The organism is Candidatus Pseudothioglobus sp. Uisw_086, assembly GCF_048085745.1.
GTDB lineage: Bacteria > Pseudomonadota > Gammaproteobacteria > PS1 > Pseudothioglobaceae > Pseudothioglobus.
Window position 1 is genome coordinate 628797 of sequence record NZ_CP159803.1, and the last position, 18914, is coordinate 647710.

Annotated in this window: 23 protein-coding genes; 15 read left to right on the plus strand and 8 right to left on the minus strand. The window is 37.8% G+C overall.

Annotation, left to right across the window (positions count from 1 at the left end; all coding sequences use genetic code 11):
- Positions 1–40 precede the first annotated feature (40 nt).
- Complete coding sequence (locus tag ABXT49_RS03125) at positions 41–589, minus strand: hypothetical protein (protein ID WP_416653106.1); 549 nt, start codon at positions 587–589, stop codon at positions 41–43.
- A 214-nt stretch (positions 590–803) separates the two neighbouring features.
- Here ABXT49_RS03125 and ABXT49_RS03130 point away from each other — a divergent pair, with 214 nt between their 5' ends.
- Positions 804–1034 (plus strand): peptidase, encoded by a 231-nt coding sequence (locus ABXT49_RS03130; protein WP_333907962.1) that lies wholly within the window; start codon positions 804–806, stop codon positions 1032–1034.
- Positions 1035–1096: 62 nt separating this feature from the next.
- On the opposite strand, the gene ABXT49_RS03135 is transcribed toward ABXT49_RS03130, so the two are convergent.
- Positions 1097–2104, minus strand: coding sequence for an NADP-dependent oxidoreductase (locus tag ABXT49_RS03135; RefSeq protein ID WP_416653108.1), 1008 nt, complete (start codon positions 2102–2104; stop codon positions 1097–1099).
- Positions 2105–2214: 110 nt separating this feature from the next.
- Here ABXT49_RS03135 and ABXT49_RS03140 point away from each other — a divergent pair, with 110 nt between their 5' ends.
- Positions 2215–2520: a winged helix-turn-helix transcriptional regulator gene (locus tag ABXT49_RS03140; RefSeq protein WP_271541207.1), complete on the plus strand. Its 306-nt coding sequence runs from the start codon at positions 2215–2217 to the stop codon at positions 2518–2520.
- Between the two features lie 104 nt (positions 2521–2624).
- On the opposite strand, the gene ABXT49_RS03145 is transcribed toward ABXT49_RS03140, so the two are convergent.
- The 3 genes from ABXT49_RS03145 to ABXT49_RS03155 all read right to left on the minus strand — a co-directional run bounded on the left by ABXT49_RS03145 (position 2625) and on the right by ABXT49_RS03155 (position 3526).
- The gene (locus ABXT49_RS03145) at positions 2625–2990 is read right to left on the minus strand and encodes a DoxX family protein (RefSeq protein WP_416653109.1); all 366 of its coding nucleotides are present in this window, start codon (positions 2988–2990) and stop codon (positions 2625–2627) included.
- A 68-nt stretch (positions 2991–3058) separates the two neighbouring features.
- Positions 3059–3322: a hypothetical protein gene (locus ABXT49_RS03150; protein WP_416653111.1), complete on the minus strand. Its 264-nt coding sequence runs from the start codon at positions 3320–3322 to the stop codon at positions 3059–3061.
- Between the two features lie 54 nt (positions 3323–3376).
- Positions 3377–3526 carry a hypothetical protein gene (locus ABXT49_RS03155; RefSeq protein WP_416653570.1) on the minus strand — a complete coding sequence of 50 codons (150 nt, stop codon included), beginning with the start codon at positions 3524–3526 and terminating at the stop codon, positions 3377–3379.
- A 194-nt stretch (positions 3527–3720) separates the two neighbouring features.
- Between ABXT49_RS03155 and ABXT49_RS03160 the strand changes: the two genes are divergently transcribed.
- The 10 genes from ABXT49_RS03160 to ABXT49_RS03205 all read left to right on the plus strand — a co-directional run bounded on the left by ABXT49_RS03160 (position 3721) and on the right by ABXT49_RS03205 (position 12153).
- The gene (locus ABXT49_RS03160) at positions 3721–4617 is read left to right on the plus strand and encodes a LysR family transcriptional regulator (protein ID WP_416653114.1); all 897 of its coding nucleotides are present in this window, start codon (positions 3721–3723) and stop codon (positions 4615–4617) included.
- Positions 4618–4651: 34 nt separating this feature from the next.
- On the plus strand, positions 4652–4795 hold the full coding sequence (locus tag ABXT49_RS03165; RefSeq protein ID WP_271541217.1) for a hypothetical protein: 144 nt from the start codon (positions 4652–4654) through the stop codon (positions 4793–4795).
- Positions 4796–4802: 7 nt separating this feature from the next.
- Complete coding sequence (locus ABXT49_RS03170; RefSeq protein WP_416653116.1) at positions 4803–5669, plus strand: DMT family transporter; 867 nt, start codon at positions 4803–4805, stop codon at positions 5667–5669.
- A gap of 233 nt (positions 5670–5902) precedes the next feature.
- Entirely contained in the window at positions 5903–6247 is a 345-nt protein-coding gene (locus tag ABXT49_RS03175; protein WP_416653118.1) for a P-II family nitrogen regulator, read from the plus strand.
- A gap of 12 nt (positions 6248–6259) precedes the next feature.
- Positions 6260–7474: an ammonium transporter gene (locus ABXT49_RS03180; protein ID WP_416653120.1), complete on the plus strand. Its 1215-nt coding sequence runs from the start codon at positions 6260–6262 to the stop codon at positions 7472–7474.
- Between the two features lie 120 nt (positions 7475–7594).
- Positions 7595–8584: a N(2)-acetyl-L-2,4-diaminobutanoate deacetylase DoeB gene (gene doeB, locus ABXT49_RS03185; protein WP_416653123.1), complete on the plus strand. Its 990-nt coding sequence runs from the start codon at positions 7595–7597 to the stop codon at positions 8582–8584.
- Positions 8585–8642: 58 nt separating this feature from the next.
- Positions 8643–9671, plus strand: a complete 1029-nt coding sequence (locus ABXT49_RS03190; RefSeq protein ID WP_416653126.1) for a threonine aldolase family protein — start codon at positions 8643–8645, stop codon at positions 9669–9671.
- A gap of 224 nt (positions 9672–9895) precedes the next feature.
- Positions 9896–11740: a SurA N-terminal domain-containing protein gene (locus tag ABXT49_RS03195; RefSeq protein ID WP_416653128.1), complete on the plus strand. Its 1845-nt coding sequence runs from the start codon at positions 9896–9898 to the stop codon at positions 11738–11740.
- A 26-nt stretch (positions 11741–11766) separates the two neighbouring features.
- Positions 11767–11955 (plus strand): hypothetical protein, encoded by a 189-nt coding sequence (locus ABXT49_RS03200; protein WP_416653130.1) that lies wholly within the window; start codon positions 11767–11769, stop codon positions 11953–11955.
- Between the two features lie 21 nt (positions 11956–11976).
- The gene (locus ABXT49_RS03205) at positions 11977–12153 is read left to right on the plus strand and encodes a hypothetical protein (protein WP_416653132.1); all 177 of its coding nucleotides are present in this window, start codon (positions 11977–11979) and stop codon (positions 12151–12153) included.
- A 235-nt stretch (positions 12154–12388) separates the two neighbouring features.
- Here the strand turns inward: ABXT49_RS03205 and ABXT49_RS03210 are convergent, their stop codons facing one another.
- Positions 12389–13174 carry an enoyl-ACP reductase FabI gene (locus ABXT49_RS03210; protein ID WP_416653134.1) on the minus strand — a complete coding sequence of 262 codons (786 nt, stop codon included), beginning with the start codon at positions 13172–13174 and terminating at the stop codon, positions 12389–12391.
- Between the two features lie 141 nt (positions 13175–13315).
- Between ABXT49_RS03210 and lspA the strand changes: the two genes are divergently transcribed.
- The 3 genes from lspA to recJ all read left to right on the plus strand — a co-directional run bounded on the left by lspA (position 13316) and on the right by recJ (position 16095).
- Entirely contained in the window at positions 13316–13777 is a 462-nt protein-coding gene (gene lspA, locus ABXT49_RS03215; RefSeq protein ID WP_416653136.1) for a signal peptidase II, read from the plus strand.
- 112 nt (positions 13778–13889) lie between these two features.
- Entirely contained in the window at positions 13890–14408 is a 519-nt protein-coding gene (locus ABXT49_RS03220) for a DUF1566 domain-containing protein (RefSeq protein WP_416653138.1), read from the plus strand.
- On the plus strand, positions 14398–16095 hold the full coding sequence (gene recJ, locus ABXT49_RS03225; protein ID WP_416653139.1) for a single-stranded-DNA-specific exonuclease RecJ: 1698 nt from the start codon (positions 14398–14400) through the stop codon (positions 16093–16095). Before ABXT49_RS03220 ends, recJ begins: the two co-directional genes overlap by 11 nt.
- Here recJ and ABXT49_RS03230 read toward each other — a convergent pair.
- Together ABXT49_RS03230 and ABXT49_RS03235 are read right to left on the minus strand one after the other, a co-directional pair.
- Positions 16092–17411, minus strand: coding sequence for a hypothetical protein (locus tag ABXT49_RS03230; protein WP_416653141.1), 1320 nt, complete (start codon positions 17409–17411; stop codon positions 16092–16094). The two genes, recJ and ABXT49_RS03230, sit on opposite strands and share 4 nt — an antisense overlap.
- 95 nt (positions 17412–17506) lie before the next feature.
- On the minus strand, positions 17507–18877 hold the full coding sequence (locus ABXT49_RS03235) for a hypothetical protein (RefSeq protein ID WP_416653142.1): 1371 nt from the start codon (positions 18875–18877) through the stop codon (positions 17507–17509).
- Positions 18878–18914: the final 37 nt, after the last annotated feature.

Sequence of the window (18914 nt, forward strand, 5' to 3'; positions counted from 1 at the left end):
GTGAAAGTAAGCTTCTCATTAGCTTGTCTGAACTGGTTTATTAAGTTAGTTTAGGCTTGGTTAGGAAAGTTTTTAAGGCAAGTATTATTCCAACAAGGATGATCAACCAAGTCAGGCCTGACATTGTCAATTTAAATATGTTAAGTCCAGAGCCCAATGAAACCAATGTTTCAGATATTGCGCCTGAATATGAATAAGTTTTTAACATCAATATTTCAAGAAAATTCTCAGACCAATCGGCGATCATACCAAGGACAGTAGGAGTTACTAATAATAGACGCTTATTTTTAAAGAGATATATAATCCAAGAGCCAAACATCGCAGTAGAAATAACGGCAAAAATTACGTCCCAAAACTGAAGGAATTGGCTATAGCAAAAAAGCTGAGCCTGGTCCCTTGCCTGAAAAAAACCTTGAACCATTTCTGTGTTGTAAATAGCAAGACCTAGTGAATTTGAGCCAACATCTAGCCTATAGCAGCTACTGAAGGGAACTAGAACAAGTGATATGTACAAAACAAATAATAAAGTAAATCCTATAGCAAAATATAGAGGTCTATGATTCTTTAAATGCTCTATTATTGTGTTCATATTCTTATCCATTAATGAGTTCAGTTGATGTTAATGCCTAATCTAACTTAAGGAAAATATACACTATTACGATCTCAAATTTTTAATTTTTAGACACTATCAGAGGACATTAATCTGAGTAATCAACAATAACTTATTTCTCAAAAATTAAACTAAATTTTAAATCTAGTCCAAGTTGGCATATAATCCTATTTTTCTAGGAAAGACTTGAGTGATGCGATTTGCTAAATATGAACAACAGTTGAAGTGGTTAGCATTATTCCTAGGCATTCTCAGTACAATTGCAATTATCAATGACTTGTATCCTTACACAATGTTTATTGGACTTCCTTTTTGCTTAATCTGGGTTTACTGTGCTTGGCTTCATACTGAAAAACAACTGAAATGGATTAATATAATCTTTACTGGGCTTTATACATACGGCATAGCTAATTATTATTTCTAGCATTGACAAATTTCCCCCTAGCTATAAGTTAGAGGGAAATTCGATTTTAACTGGGCTTAAACTTATTCTACTATCTTCACAATAACTTTCCCTTTGGCGCGGCCAGTTGATAGATAATCAAGCGCTTGGATGCTACTCTTAAAATCATACGTTTTGTCTATCACTGGCTTGATTGAGCCAGACTCATATAATTGTGCTATCTTTTTCAGCTGATTGCCACTGGATGACATAAATAGAAACCGATACATTGCGTTCATTTTTGCAGCCGCCTTGGTAACTTTTCTAGCTTGGAAAGCTAATATTAAACGTACAAACTTGTTTAGGCCAAACTGTTTTGCAGTAATGCTATCAAGAGCTCCTGATATAGATACTACCCGACCACCATCTTTTAAAACTTTAAATGCATTAAGTGTGTGTTCGCCTCCTAAAGTATCAAGCACAACATCAAACTTAGCACCTTCATCAAGGTAGTTGTGTTTGGTGTAATCGATAACCTTATCTGCGCCTAAATCCTTCACCAATTTAACATTTTTAGTGCTTGTGGTAGAGGTCACTTTTGCCCCTAGATGTTTTGCAAGTTGAATGGCAATAGTGCCAACTCCTCCAGATCCAGCGTGTATTAAAATATTTTCTCCAGAGGATAGTTTTGCCACATCTACAAGCGCCTGATATGAGGTAAGACCAGCCAAAGGTATACTGGCGGATTCATCAAAGCTAAGATTTGACGGAATGAGCGCAGCGTCGTTGTCATTTGAAATCACGTACTCTGCCATAGTTCCAACAAAGTCCTCTGCTATTCTTGAATATACTTTATCTCCAGCTTTTAAGTTTTTTACATTTTTCCCAACTTTTTCAACAATACCGCTGACATCTCTTCCAATGCCCTTAGGAAATTGTATCTTTCCCATAGCCTTAAAGTCACCTCTAAGAATCTTATAATCAATTGGATTAAAGCTCGCAGAATGAGTTTTAATAAGTATTTGATTTTTACCAAAATTAGGAATAGGAACTTCTTGCACCTTTAAGCTTGTGCCTGCATCGCCATATTTTGTCATCATTAGTGATTTCATTTTTTATACCCTTATGTGCTTTAATAAATTGTAAGACAGGTATTTTAGTGGTATATTAAAAATATACAAGTACACATATTTTTAATACTACTATATAAAATCATACTGATATGAGTAAAAATATAAATAATGAATCTCCTACAACCGTTGCTATCAAGTTAATTGGTGGCAAATGGAAGCTTTGTATTCTATGGCATTTATCACAAAAAAAAATGCGTTTTGGTGAACTTCAAAGATCAATTGGGGGTATTACTCAGCAAATGCTTTCTAAGCAATTGAAGGAGATGGCAGAGGACAATCTTGTTAATCGTAAGGTTTATGAGGTTATCCCTCCAAAAGTAGAGTACTCATTAACCTCTTATGGAAAGTCGGGTATTCCAGTACTTACAAATCTTTGTGAATGGGCGAATAAATAACCCATCTAAAAGGTCTAGGCTTTAGACGATAATTTGGTTTGTGCTGATTTAGGCAGCAATAACCTTCCTTAATAGATAAGGAAGGCTAATAAAAAAAAATTAAATTAATTCTTTATAGAGGCGCCTAACTGATCTCTATAAAAATAAAGAATATAGGCAGCTAAAACCCCAAGCACGACAGGCGCAAATGCTCCAGGCATGCTAAGCGCAATGTGAGTAATGAAACCTCCTATCATGGTGCATACAAGAAGTGCCGCTCCAAAAACTTGTTTGTTTGGAAGCCATATCAATACAACTGCAGTAACTTCGATTAAACCTGTTACATACCTGAACCATTGACCCCACCCGATCATCTCATACATACCAACCATTTGCGCATCGCCCATAATTTTAAACGCGCCTGCACTTAAAAAGGCCAGCGACAAAAGAATTTTTACAAGCGGTATTAAATATTTATTTAATTTATTCATAATTTACTCCTATGATTTATAGAAAAAACTCTCTAAAAAGAGAGCCGTGTTATTTTTGATTAGTGCCTTTATTCAACCAGTGATGTGATTTTTAACGAAGCGTGATTAACGCCAGCATTCTTTCTACTTTCAATCATATTAGGCTCTTTTAATTGCTTATCCTCGATTGAATTCATTTCGACAACTGTATATACATTACTTTCATTGCCCTTTTCATGACCGTAGGCTAAAACTTTAACGTTATTTTTTTGTCTCGTAGCCTCATTAGATTCGAATGCTTTCTTCCAGATCTCGTAACCCTTAGTCACTTCAAAGTTTGATATTACTTTCATATATCCCCTAATTTTTTATTAATAGCCCTCAAAAGAGGGCTACGCTATATTTACTTACTTTGAGTCACCAAACATCGCCTCTTTGTCAGCATCAGTTTTTGCCTCATATTGCTCTGGCGTTAGCTCATGCCAACCAATACAATCTCCAGTTGGTGATCTACCGCATCCACACGTACCATTTTCTTTTTTAACGTTATCCATCATTTTTTCCTTTAATGTTATAAAAACCAGATTGTGATTATCAGTTCTGGCGGACTAACTAAAGAAGATGCCTGCGCGCATAAATAGCATCTAATCGCGTTAATTCTTTATTTACTTATTATTTATTGTTTCTAATAAATAAACAATATAGTAAAATATTAAAACAATGTTTTTGTATGTAAACAATAAAATAGGCTATGGATTTAAATAAACTACTAATTTTTGCAAGAATAGTAGAGCATAAAAGCTTCACTAAAGCTGCGCAAGTTCTAGGTATGGATAAATCCACTATCAGTACAAAACTCTCACAGTTAGAAAGTCATCTAGGTGTTCGGTTGTTAAATAGAAGCACTCGAACGATTACACTGACTGAGTCTGGTGCAAAATACTATGAATATTGCAAGCAGGTAGTTGAAATAGCAGAGGAGGCTGATAGATTTTCATCGTCTTTGGGGGTTGAGGTGTCAGGCGCTCTTCGAATTTCAGCTACAAATACTTTTTCTCAAACATTAATCGAATCAGCAATAAAACCATTTATGGATACGCACCCAAAGATTAGTGTTGAATTGGTTATTGAAAATCGAACCACTGACTTTTATAAAGATAACATTGATGTAGCATTGAGATTGGCAATTGGACCTTTACAAGACTCATCTTTAATTGCAATAAAAATTTTTACTGGAGATATTGGACTTTATTGCTCCCCATCCTTTATAAAAGAGAATGGAATAATTCATAATTTCGATCAAATTGATCACGCAAATATGCTTGATCTTAATGTGCCTGGAAGACCTAAAATAACAGTTTCAAAGAATGGTATTTCACACACAATTCCCAATAAAAATAATCGGTTTAAAGTAAACGATGGACAGGTTATTAAGGAGGCTGCTATTGCCGGTATTGGTGTTTGTTTTCTACCAAAAAATAGCGCATCTAACGCAGTAAAAAATAAAGAACTTGTGGAGATTTTTTCAGACTGGAAAATTGAGCCAGTCTCGGTTTATGCGGTCTACGCAAGTAGAGAGTGGATGCCTGAAAAACTCCGCGTATTTTTAAAATACTTAAAAGAACTTGATCAAAATTTATTGAAATAATTAGCTCTCATTAAATCAATTATTTCAATAAATTATGAAAAAAACACTCCTACTTCTACTCTCACTATTCTTTCTTAATTCTCCTGCAGTTTTTGCAGACCATTTTGCAAATTTCCAAGTTGTAGATATAAGACTTGGGGATAGTTTGCTAGAATTTGGAGTTATTGATGCGCCTTAACAGCAATATGAAAGGCGCCGCTCTGATGACGGCCTGTGTATCTGCATATGTTATCAATGATGCTTTTATGAAACTTCTATTTTCTGAGATTGCTTTATTTCAGGCAGTATTTCTACGAAGTATAATTACTGTTCCACCAATTTTGATCATGGTGTGGATCACCAAAGTGGCGATACGCAATCTTTCAAAACAGGATAAGCGTCTCATATTGGTGCGTGTGGGTGCTGAGATTTTTATAACAATCACTTTCCTGACAGCCCTCAAGCATATGCCGTTAGCCAATGTCACCGCAATTTTACAGGCTTTACCGCTTGCTATAACAATGGCTGCCGCACTTTTCCTTTCAGAACCTGTTGGGTGGCGACGCTGGAGTGCCATACTTGTTGGCTTTGTTGGTGTTCTAATTGTTGTCCGGCCCGGTCTGGAAGGTTTTAATATTTATTCGCTTTCAGCTTTTATGGCGATTATTTTTCTTACTGTAAGAGAAATTGCCACCCGTAAACTAAAAAGCGAAGTCCCGACCATCACCGTCGTTCTATCAACGGCTGTTGGCAGTACCTTGTTTGCTGGAATTATGATGATTGGTTCAGAGTGGGATACTGTTAGCGCATTGTCATGGTTGCTCATTCTTGGTGCGGCTGTTGCCATTTTGATCGCTACTTTATTGAGTGTCATGGCTATGCGAATTGGCGACATTGGCTTCGTTTCTCCTTTTCGGTATACCTCTATGATTGGAGCGATTGGGTTGGGTATTTTGATGTTTGGCGATTGGCCTGACCAACCGACTTTAGTTGGAACCCTTATTATAGTCAGTACAGGCATTTATACTTTTCATCGAGAACAAAAGGTTAGTAGAAAAGCAACAACACAATAAATTGCTTTCCAGGTTTTGAAATATAAAAGAATATCATTTAATAAAACTGTTAAAATAGTCAGTAGTTAACATCCAATGCTGGTTGTTAAGCAAGAACAATGACGTTTATTTGGGTTTATTCCTAAGTAAGCGTTTTTTTTCGTCAGCTTAAAGTTGAGTTGAACTGGTATAGAAGCCCACTTTCTTTTTTTAAGGAAGTGGGCTTTTTTGATTTTATTATATGGAGTATTAATATGAAAATGGTAACAGCGATTATTCAGCCAAAGCGATTAAGTGACGTAAGAGAAGCTCTTTCTGAGATAGAAGTAACTGGAATTACTGCAACTGAAGTTAAAGGTTTTGGTAGACAAAAAGGGCACACAGAGCTCTATCGAGGAGCAGAGTTTGTGGTTGAATTTTTACCCAAAGTAAAACTAGAGATTGCCATCACTGATGAGCAGCTCGAGCAGGTCATTGAGACCATCATTAAAGCATGCAAGATCAATGGTGGGAAGATTGGTGACGGTAAAATTTTTGTATCAAGTCTAGAGCAGGTCATCCGTATCCGTACGGGCGAAACTGGTCCTGAAGCGGTATAGGGGGAGGTAGCTATGGAAAATCAAATATTAGAATTACAATATGCTATGGATACTTTTTATTTTTTAGTAATGGGTGCTCTCGTCATGTGGATGGCTGCGGGTTTCTCAATGCTTGAGGCTGGCCTGGTTAGGAGTAAAAATACAGCAGAGATCTTAACTAAGAATATTGGTTTATTTGCTATTGCATGTACGATGTACATGGTTTATGGCTATGACGTAATGTATGGCGGTGATGCATTCTTATCAGGGATTAGCGGGCAAGGTGAGTCCTACTCAAACGCAGCAGATTTTTACTTTCAAGTAGTTTTTGTTGCAACCTCAATGTCAATCGTCTCTGGAGCAGTGGCAGAGAGAATGAAGCTGTTTGCTTTCTTTGCTTTTGCAGTAATTTTTACAACAGTCATCTATCCATTAGAAGGTTCATGGACATGGGGCGGAGCAAGCGTTTTCGGTCTATATTCATTAAGTGACTTTGGATTTTACGACTTTGCCGGTTCTGGAATTGTACATATGGCAGGCGCTTCAGCAGCACTTGCAGGCGTTCTATTGCTTGGGGCGAGAAAAGGTAAGTATGACAAAGACGGAAAATCAATGCCGATTTTAGGTGCAAACCTACCTTTAGCAACTCTTGGAACATTTATTTTATGGATGGGTTGGTTTGGCTTTAATGGTGGCTCGGTATTAGCAATGGCTAGTAAAGAGAGTGCAGATGCTGTAGCAATGGTTTTTGTAAATACTAATGCTGCTGCAGCTGGCGGAGTAATTGCAGCGCTTCTTTTTGCTAAAGTCTGGTTTGGAAAAGCAGACTTAACTATGACGTTAAATGGCGCATTAGCAGGGCTTGTAGCAATTACTGCTGGTCCAGATACGCCAAGTGTTTTAGTGGCAACTCTAATTGGAGCTGGTGGTGGAGTAATAGTCGTCTTGTCAATTGTCTGGTTTGATCGAAAACTCAGAATTGATGATCCAGTTGGTGCAATATCGGTCCATGGAGTTGTTGGGTTATTTGGTCTATTAGTAGTTCCACTTACTAATAGTGATGCGACATTTTCTGGACAGTTGATTGGAGCACTAACCATTTTTGCCTGGGTATTTATCTCCTCTGGAATTCTTTGGTATGTTCTTAAGTCTATTATTGGCATTCGTATTAGTAAAGAAGATGAAGATGAGGGCGCTGATATTTCTGAGTGCGGCTTAGAGGCGTACCCAGAGTTTGTAACTAAGTAGAGGAGTTTTAAAAACTTGCCAGTGGATTTTTTTGTCCACTGGCTAACCGCCACGCAAGATTGATAATATTAAAGCGCTCTAGTACAATGACGCTATATTATTTTTACATCTTAATTAGACATGAAAGATAGTCCAATAAGTTCAACCATTGACTTTGAAAAAGATGGCGTTCAGCATGGCTTTCTAAAGCTTCCGCATTCTCATGACGATTCTGCTTGGGGGTCAATTGTAATACCTATAACTGTTGCAAAAAATGGCAAGGGTCCAACCATTCTTTTTACTGGCGCAAATCATGGCGATGAATACGAAGGTCCAATAGCTCTGTTTGATTTGGCGAGTCAAATCAAAGCTGAAGATATTTCTGGGCGCGTCATCATTGTTCCTGGAATGAACTATCCTGCTTTTCAAGCAGGCAAGAGGACATCCCCAATTGATGGCGGCAATATGAACCGAGTTTTTCCTGGAGATCCTGAGGGCACTTTTACTGAGAAAATTGCGGACTACTTTAATCGCACTCTTCTTCCGCTTGCTGATTTTGTGCTAGATTTTCATTCTGGCGGAAAGACGCTTGATTTTCTGCCTTTCTGTTGTGCTCATCTATTGGAGAACAAAGAGCAGCAGGCTAAATGCATCGCAGCTATGAAGGCTTTTAATGCCCCACACTCCGTAATGCTTTTAGAGATAGATGCGGTTAATATGTACGACACCGCAGCTGAAAATATGGGCAAAGTTTTTATTAGTACCGAACTTGCTGGTGGCGGAACGTCGTCTGCCTATACTGTCGGTATTGCTAAAAAAGGAATTCGAAATATTCTTCGTCATGCCGGCATTACCAAAGGCGAGATGGAAGTCGATGAAACGCTGAATTTAGATATGCCCGACGAGCGCTGTTATGTTTTTAGTGAAACAACGGGTCTGGTTGAGCACTGTGTTGACCTTGGTGATAAAGTAAAGAAAGGTCAGCTTGTTGCTAAAGTCCATAATATAGAGCGAACAGGAACAGAGCCTGTTGAGTATTTTGCTGGAATTGATGGCATATATACGGGCCGTCATTTTCCAGGACATGTTGTTAACGGTGATTTTCTTGGTATTGTTGCAGTGCCTGTCTAGGGTTTATTCATCTCAAGCGATAAATTTTTTTTATGAATTACACTTTAAGGAGTTTTGAATGAATGCATTGTTTGCATCCGATAACGTAACTAGTGCTTGCCCTGAGGTCATGGACGCCGTCATAGCTGCTAATTCAGGAATTGCAGGATCCTATGGTGATGATGAATGGTCTCTAGCATTAAAAAATAGATTGTCAGAGATTTTTGAAACTGAGGTAGAGGTTTTTCTTGCGGTGACCGGAACCGCCTCAAATGCTTTAGCGCTATCTGCTCTTGCGCCAGTCTTTGGAAAAATTTATTGCCATGAGCTATCTCATATTAATACGGATGAGTGCGGCGCGCCTGAACTTTTTACGGGTGGCGCTAAGTTAATTCCTATGCGCAGTAGTAATGGAAGAATTGATGCGGGTGATCTCGCTGAGACTATAAGAGGGTCTGGTAATGTCCACGTTACGCAGCCATCAGTGGTTAGCGTTACCATGTCCTGTGAAACGGGCACTGTATATCAGCTGGATGAAATAAAAGCTATTTCTAAAATAGCCTATGACAATAAAATGAGTGTACATATGGACGGCGCTCGATTTGCAAATGCTCTGGTCTCTCTTGACGTAAGCCCTGCAGAGATGACCTGGAAATCTGGAGTGGATGTTCTTACATTGGGCGGCACAAAAAATGGTTGCCTCGCTGCTGAAGCGGTTATATTTTTTAAGCCTGAGATGGTTGGTAATTTTCCATTTCTTCATAAGAGGTCAGGTCAGCTTCTCTCAAAGATGCGTTTTATCTCTTCACAGCTCGAGGCCTACTTAACCGATGACGTATGGCTTAGAAATGCTCGCCATGCGAATGCTATGGCAAAAATTCTGAGTGAGGGTCTGGATTCATTTGCAAATATTAAGCTGGCATACCCAACACAGTCCAATGAGGTTTTTGTTCATCTTCCGCGTGATGTTATAGATTATTTAAATAGTGCTGGTTACGATATTAATGAAGAAGAGCTTGATGGTAAAGCGGTTCGGTTTGTAACTGCGTGGAATTCTGAGCTGAAAGACATTAATGATCTTTTAGATACTTTGGCTCAAAAATACTGAAATAAATAAAGGAGTAAACTTTTATAGATAAAGAGTCTAGCCTTGTATAATGCATCTGAACGAGTTTAGTGAGATGGGTAATATTGTAAGATCCTCCTAGCTAGTAAATTAATAATTAAGGGTTAACTATTAACTCTTTAAAGGGAATTCAATTTGTATTTTTGAATTTAAGTTTAAATGTTTGATGGCTTTATGTCTCAACACTATTGGTAGATAAAATAATTATGTTAAGTGCAATAAGAAACAAATCTAAAGGTTGGGTCGCGTACCTCGTAGTAGGTTTTATAACAGTCCCATTTGCGTTATTTGGTATACAAGATTATGTAAGTAGCTCTGCAAATACTTCGATTGCAAAAGTTGATGGCGAAGATATTGACGTAAACGTTTATTATCAAGAATTAAACACACAACAAAGAAACTTACAACAGCAGCTTGGTGCTGCGTATTCGCAAGAGATTGATACTGCGATTAAGCAGACACTTCTTGATTCAATGATTAACGAAAAACTCATTGAGAATTTTGCGAATTCTTTAGATATTGTGACTTTAGATGATGAGGTTCGCTCTGTTATTGAGATGAACCAAGCATTTATTGTTGATGGTAAGTTTTCTGAAGACCGTTATAGTCAGCTTTTAAGGCTGAATAGTTATTCACCAGCTGGCTATGAAATTGCTCAATCAAAGGCACTAACGCGTGATCAAATTAAGCGTAATCTGAGCGGCTCTGCGTTTATGTCAACAATTCAAATCAAGCAGCTTGATGATCTTGCATCTCAGGAGAGAGAGGTTTCATATATTGCTCTTAATACTTCAGATTTTGAGAGTCAGGTTTCTGTTTCAAAAAGTGAAATTTCAGACTATTTTAATGAGAATAGAGCAAGCTTTATAGAAGGCCGAAAAGTAAAGGTCGATTTTGTGGAGCTTTCATTGGGTGATATGGAAGAGCCTGCAACCCCAGACGAGGAGACTCTCCAATCTCTTTATGATGATAATGCTGAGCTTTATACAAATCCAGAAAGAAGGCGCACCCAACATATCTTAGTGGAGAGTGAAGATCTTGCAAATGAGCTACTTAATCAAATTAATGAGGGTGCTAATTTTGATGAGCTTGCAGTTGCTAATTCAGTAGACACCTCTTCTAGTGAGAAGGGTGGTGATCTTGGATTTAATGAGAGAGGCCTAATAGGCGTTGAGTTTGATGAAGCTGCATTCTCAATGAACATAGGTGATGTTAGTGAGGTGGTTGCTACAGATTATGGCTATTTTCATATTATTAAGCTTACTGATATTGAGGCTGAAACAGTCCAATCTTTTGCAGATGTTACCGAGCAGTTAGTTGCCCTTAACAAGAACAATGTTAGCAAAAAAATGTTGTTTGATTTATTAGAAGATTTCACCAGCTTAGCTTATGAGGAGTCTCTTGATATGGTTGCTGATCAGTTTGGTTTAGAACTTAAGACAAGTGACTATTTTGCAAATGGAAGTCAGCAGTATGATGATGCTTTCGTATCTGCTGCGTTTAGTGAGGCAGTTATTGATGAGGGTGAAAACTCAGAAGTGATTGAGCTTAGCGCTGAAAAATTTGTCGTTCTTGCTCTTTCGTCTTTGCAGCCTGAGCGCGAAAAAGAATTAGACGAGGTTGGGGATCAGGTTGCATCGATTTTAAATAACATTGCTGCAAAAATATTGATTGAAGATTTATCACTTGCAATCGCTACTGCGTTAGTGAGTGGTGACGAGTTGATGACTAATAAGCTAATTACTGATAATAATTTACAATGGAATAATGAGGGCTGGATTTCAAGAGCTAAAGAGCTGCCTTTTGACGTAACAAGTTTCGCTTTTGCAACTCCTAAGCCTATTGATGCAGAGCATACTTATAGCGCTCGAAATGTTGATAACTTAACTTCTTTAGTTATTGATGTGAGTGGTGTCAGGCTTCCAGATGAGGTTACAGATAGTGGAGTTTCAGCGCTCTATCTTAGCCAAGAAAACAATGAAATGTTTGTCTCGCTTATTAAACAACTAAGAGAGAATGCTGAAATAAAAATATTTTCTGATCTTCTTTAGAATATAAACGCTAAAATAATAATTTTATGAAAAGAAAAATTGGAAAAGCGGCGCTTGGATTAGGTCTATTGTCGGTAATTTGGCTTATACTTGGTATGTTTAATGTTGTGCCATTAATGATAGAGTTACCACAGGAAACAAGTATTAGGGCGCATGCCTCTTTAGCGGTAATTTTCTTGCTAATAGGTTCTGCGGCTTTTTGGAATGAAGATTAATTTTTTAAATAGGAATTTATTATGATGAAAACGTCAGATATATGTATTTTACTTTCAGTTGCAGTTGCATTTGTGACAACTGCTTTTCTATGGTTTCAAGGTGTAGAAACAAAACAAGAGGCATTGTTTACTGCAACATGGATTCCATCAATTTTAACCTTTGCTATTTATTTTAAAATAATAGCTAGGAAGGACTAATCATGGATGATTCACTAATATTCTTTACTGGTTTTTTCTGCTTTGCGCTTGCTATAGTTGGAGCTGTAATGACTGTAGTAGAATTTAAACGCCTAGAGAAAGAAGATAAAAAATAGTATAGTTTGAGGAAGGCCTCGCTTAGTTAAAAAGGGTAGTAGGCGACTTAATAGTCTCTTTACCCTTTTTGGTATTTAAACTGCTTCTCAGCATCACTTTTTTAAAAAAAATGCTGACTTTAAAGGTCTGGTCCCTTCTCATAAAAGTTATATCCAGCGTCGACATAGGTGACTTCACCGGTTATGCCAGAGGCTAAATCTGAACATAAAAATGCAGCAGCATTTCCAACCTCTTCAATGTTCACATTTCTTTTAAGGGCCGAGCTTTCGGCAGCGTGATCAAGTAGCTTGCCAAAACCTTTAATGCCGCTTGCAGCAAGCGTTTTTATCGCGCCAGCAGATACTGCATTAACTCGAATGCCTTTCTTACCACCTAAAGCCGCAGCCATGTACCTAACGTTAGCTTCAAGTGATGCTTTTGCTACGCCCATGACGTTATAGTTTGGAATCGCTCTCAGAGCTCCTAAATAGCTAAGCGTTAATAAAGCACCATTTTCATTAAGCATTGGAAGTGCCGCCTTTGCAATAGCCGTAAAACTGTATGACGAGATTTCATGAGCTTTAAGGAAACCTTCACGCGTTGTAACTTCAACATAATTACCATCTAGTTCTGCTCTATCTGCAAACGCAACTGAGTGAACGATTATGTCAAAATTAGCCCAAGACTTCTTAAGTTCAGCAAAGGTCTCATTAATTTGTTCATCACTGGAGACGTCACAGGGAATGACAATTGAGGAGTTACAAATCTCCGCACATTTTTCGACGCGACTTTTGAGTTTATCAGTTTGATAGGTAAAGGCAACTTCGCAGCCATTTGCCGCCATAGATTCAGCAATACCCCATGCAATTGAGCGATTAGACGCAACGCCAATGATTAGTGCTTTTTTACCTGTTAAAAACCCCATAAAATCTCCACAATATTTATAATACAATTACTGATAAATTATAAACACATTGATTGCATTGATGATGTTTACTTAGCCATTGCTGGCCAAGATTTAAAGTAAGCCTTTTTAATAAATCTATATTTTTTTATGTTATTACTAATGAAGCACAAACTTTACTACCTCTTATTCCTAGTATTGGTATCGCTTGATCAGGTTTCAAAACAAATTTTCATGTCCTCTTATGATTTAGGCCAGTCAGTTGCCGTTAACTCATATCTTAGTTGGACGTATCTTCAAAATACAGGCGCCGCTTTTAGTATTATGGCTGATGGCGGGTTTATCCAAAAAACCTTTCTGTTGTCGGTATCTGTTTTAGTTTCTATTTGGGTTATTTTTTGGATTCAAAGAACCTCGTCTCTTCATCTTCAAAAACTATTTGGTCAGTTTTTACTGCTTTCTGGCGCTGTTGGAAACCTAATCGACAGGGCTCAGTTCGGCTTTGTTGTTGACTTTATTGATGTGCACGTTAATGGCTACTACTGGCCGGTATTCAATTTAGCGGATAGCTTTATTTTCCTGGGCGTTCTACTTCTTTTGTTTGAGAGGAAATCAACTGCTTAGGGGGATTATCTTTGGGTAATCATCTTAACTGGTAGAATAATAACTTACGTTTTATACAAACTACTTTTTCATGAAGAGAAGCCTTCTATTTTTATTATTTTTACTCACCAGCATGTCCGTAAGTGCAGAACTTCAGAAGATGTCTGATGAAGGTGAAACCTTAAAGTCTGACAGCTCAGAGTGGTCATGCGTGCTGGATAATAAAAACTCCCTAGTCTGGGAAGTTAAAAGTGAAGATGAGGGATTGCAATACGCCCTTAATACCTATACCTGGTTTGATGGGCAGAGCGGAAGAGATAGCGGAACCTATACTAAGAATTGTTATTGGGGCAAAAACTGCAATACAAAATCTTTTATCGAGGATATTAATAAGCGTGAGCTTTGTAGCTTTACTGATTGGCGCCTGCCAACCAGAAATGAATTAAACTCGATCGTTGATTATTATGGCGATAGTGATGCCTTGATTAATACTGATTTTTTCCCAAACACTCAGGTAGATACTTACTGGACCTCAACCTCGTTAAAAGATAATCCATCGCTTGCTTATGAGATTCCCTTCTTTTTTGGCGGCTCAATAGCTCGAGATAAAACGATCGATACTTTTGTAAGACTTGTAAGAAGTGCTGACTAGAGAGCTCGATACCGAACTGTTTGAGTCGTACTCTGACGACATACCTCTAATTCTTAAGAGGGTCTATGCAGCCAGGTCTGTCTCTGAGTCACAGCTTTCAATGGCGCTTCCAGGACTCCTTAAGCCGAGCTTTGATCAGTTAAATATTGCTCTCGATCTTCTTGAGAAATGTATTCTTGAAGACCGCCGTATTCTCATCATTGGAGATTTTGATGCAGACGGCGCAACAGCAAGCGCCGTAGCAATTAAGGCTCTGCGCTTAATGGGAGCAAAGCATGTTGATTTTTTAGTTCCGAACCGCTTTAAGCATGGATATGGTTTAAGTCCAGAGATTGTTCAGGAGGCAAAGACCGACAAAGACCCAAATCTAATTATAACTGTTGACAACGGCATATCCAGTAACGAGGGCGCGGCGCTCGCACGGTCATTTGACATTGATGTCATCATTACCGACCACCACCTTCCCCCTAAAGTTCTTCCTGAGGCCAACTCAATTATTAACCCGAATTTAAGAGGCTGTGACTTTCCTTCTAAAAACTTAGCGGGCGTTGGGGTGTGTTTTTATCTGTTTTCAGCGCTTAAGACTCACCTGGTTGGTAAGGGTTATTTTGAAGCGCACAACATCCAGGTTCCAGACCTACGTGAGCTCCTTGATCTTGTTGCTCTTGGAACTGTTGCAGACGTTGTGAAACTCGATCAAAACAATCGAATTCTAGTGAACGAGGGAATTAAGCGCATTCGCCAAAAACTCTGCTCAAAAGGCATTCTAGCGATACTTGAGCTGACTAAGCGTCCTATTGAAACCTTGCAGGCTTCAGACCTCGGATTTACCGTAGCCCCACGAATTAATGCAGCAGGGCGCTTAAGCGACATATCACAGGGAATCCGTTGCCTCTTATCAGAGGATATGAATAATGCTAGAAGGTACGCTCAAACGCTTGAAGAGTTTAATATTAAAAGGCGTGAGGAGCAGACCCGAATGCAGGATGAGGCGCTAGCGATAGTTGAAGGTCAGACCATCGATGAGAGTCAGTTTGCAATCGTTCTCTATGACGAGACATGGCATGAAGGCATTGTCGGCATCGTTGCTGGGAAACTCAAAGAAACGTATCAGTGCCCGTGCGCCGTATTTGCAAAATCAGGCAGCGTACTAAAGGGTTCAATCCGCTCAATACCTGACGTACACATTAAAGATTTGCTTGATCTGGTTGATCGCGATAATCCAGGACTGATTGATAAGTTTGGGGGGCACGCAATGGCCGCCGGTTTGGCGCTTTCGCCAGAGAGCTTTGAAAGCTTTAGTGAGGCATTTTCTGAGGCGATTAAAAAACATCTTAAGGGTAAGAAACCAATTATCGAGCTGATGACTGATGGGGAGCTTGAGGCTTCTGAGATAACGCTTAAGAACGCAGAGCTTCTTCGTAGCGCTTCTCCCTGGGGTCAGGGCTTTGAGGAGCCCATTTTTTATGGTGACTTTGAACTTGTAGAGCAAAGAATCGTTGGTGAAAAACACCTCAAGTGCAATTTAAAGTTGCTTGGAGCAAGTTCAGTTTTGGAAGGGATCGCTTTTTTTCAGGAAAAAATCAATTCCAAGAAGGTTAGGGTTGCTTATAAACTTAATGTTAATTCATTTAGAGGGAATGAATCTTTACAACTAATGATTGAGTCAATTGAAGCTGGTAACTAGCTGTTGATAAGAACATCATAAACTAAGGTTTTAAAATTAAAATTATCGTGGATAGCTTGTATTGCAATAATTCTATCTTTTTCAAAATCTATTACAAAAATTTGACCCCCAAACCCATCCATCATAACAATTGGTCTATTTATTCCTTGAAAGTGAGTATGAAATTGACCTGCATATTTTTTGGTGTACCCTAATCTAAATCCTGAAGAGTATCTTTTATTTTTCAGAATAGCAGTATCATAAACACTCTTTAAATACTTGCCTACACAAGTATCTTGTTGCCAATCATTAAGCATTGCTCTAGAGATTCTAAGATAATCATATCTACTTCCATAAAACTGATTCCAAAATGTCTTATCATTAACAGTTGCGTTTTCTTGTTTAAGAAAAAAAACACTATCTTCAATTTGAGCTTTTTCTTGAAAAACTTTATTTAATAGTATTTGAAAATCATCTCCGCTTTTATGAAGTACATATGTGCCTATGAGATTAGTTAAAAAACCATGATAGTTATGTTTAGGGCTTGACTTTTTTGAACCTTGAAGCTCATTTTGTAATATATCTTCAACAGGATAACTGTTATACCAACGATTTGAATTAATTATTCCGTTTTGTGTCACATATTTGTGGTCTCCAGCATTCATATTCAATAAATCAATTAATTTTTGATTATCGTATAATGTATTTTTAGCAGCAGGCCAATCATCTATTTTTGCATCGATACCGGATATATAACCTTCGCATATTGCATTACCAACAATATATGAAGTAATACTTTTACCTGCTGATTGAGATTGCAATTTGGATTGATTGTTAAATAGCTCTCCAAAACGCTCTTTGGGTGTAATTTCATCAACAACTATCTTTCCATTTTCATATAGTAAGTAACTAAGAAGTGCTGTATTTTGTATTTGATTTTTAACATCTTTGTTGTTTCTCAAATCAAATTTAAAACTATAGGGGGTTTTTGATTTTTCAATATTGTATTTATATCCATCATTTGGCCATCTTTTGTAAAACCTATCCCATTCATTCAAATATCTATCTAAAAAATAATAAAGTGTTTGATAATTTGGATTAGCATCTTCAGGGATTTCGGACCTTCCGCCATACCTGTCGATTTCAGTGCCAGAGGAGTCTGAAGATGAGGAATTAGTTGATGCAGAAGTATTATTATTGCCGCCACCACAGTTAAAGACAAAATAGGTGCCATCATCAGAAATACTCTTTACTGGCTCACTGCCATCGGGACACGAACCCGCAAAGCTTTGTAATGATAAGAAGGATAATGCTAGGAGTAGGAGTAGTTTCTTCATACTAGGATTGTATATCAACTTGGACTAAAGTCCAAACTTCGTTTGATGTGTGAGGGAGGTGTAAATATTAACAAATAGATATGCTATCTATTTAGCTATCGATCAACATTTGATTTAAGGTAAGAGGAAATACTTGCAGAGGCAGAAAGGATTGTTCTATATAAATTTTTGGCTTCTGAGTTGGTTTTGTTGTTAAAAAAATCAAAGTAACATTTTTGTGTTTTAGCAATTTCAATATCAGTAGTCGAGACGACAAAGGATAATTTGTCCCACCAAAAACCTGGAAGTTTGCCGCAATACTCTATAGCAGGCTTTGCAAATTCTTTTAATGGATCCATTTGCACATCCTCATCTTCAGCTACGCTAACCACTAGGGTTAATTGATCATCATTTTCACGCATGGATACGAGTGTTTTAAGCCCAATACTTTGATCTAATAAACTAGTGTTGATTATTCCATTTATATGTGCTTTGTGAAGTTCATCATCATGAAGTTTTTTAGAGTCCTTGGGAGTAGACTTTGCTTCAAAGTCTCCATCTAAATAGTTGACTGAAAAGACTATATCTGGCCCTGCAACTTTTGATTCATATATCTTGCCAATAAGTTTTAGCTCCATTTTATTTTTGGCCAGAGAATCTTTATATAGCTTTTCAGCTTTTTCTTTGGCGGACTTATTTTTTTGAAGCTCTTCATTGTCTTTACAGTTAAAGACATACATAATGCCCCCAGCCCAATCTTCAACATCAATCCAGAATTCAGCAGAATTATCAAGATTAATATTTTTATAATTTAATGGTTTTGTTTTTGGGTGCTTTCTAAGTTCTATAAACAAAGGCCTTCTAGGAGCTTCATCGCTACTGATGGTGTGAGTAAAGTAAGCCATCTTTCCTACAAGATGACCGTCTTTTGTAAGCTTTATATTGATTTCATCGTTAAAATATCTGGAATCACTTGAGAGTCCACCCATACTCTTTGACCAGGCGCCTTTAAAGTCAGTAAGTAGTCCCCTAAAAGTTATTGAGCCATAGGCCATATCCCAACTTTCAATCTCTCCTTCGGCTTTGTTCTCATAGACAACTCGCTTAAGGTTAAAGCCACAAATTATTTCATCTTGAATAAAGGCTAAGCGATAATTTTTAAAGTTTCTAGTAAAGTCTGAAGCCTTCTCTTCTGGAGATATTTCCAGAAGCTCTTGCAAAATCTCATCACTAAATATAATGTCATAAATTTCAATGCTAGGTGGTGAGCTTGTCTGCACATTTTCAATTAAATGTTTTGATGCAACTTCTCCTGGACAGCTGATACCTCTTTTACTGGCTTCCTCAATAATATATTCAGGTGGCGAAGCACTATTAAGCCATCCACACAATGCCTCATCTGGCCAGTCATCAAGATACCCAGCATTGACATTACCAATAATGCAGCTAAGTATTAGAAAACTAGTAAGGATTTTGATTATTGTCATTTATTTAAATGAATATAAGATTCTTTAAATGTCTTTG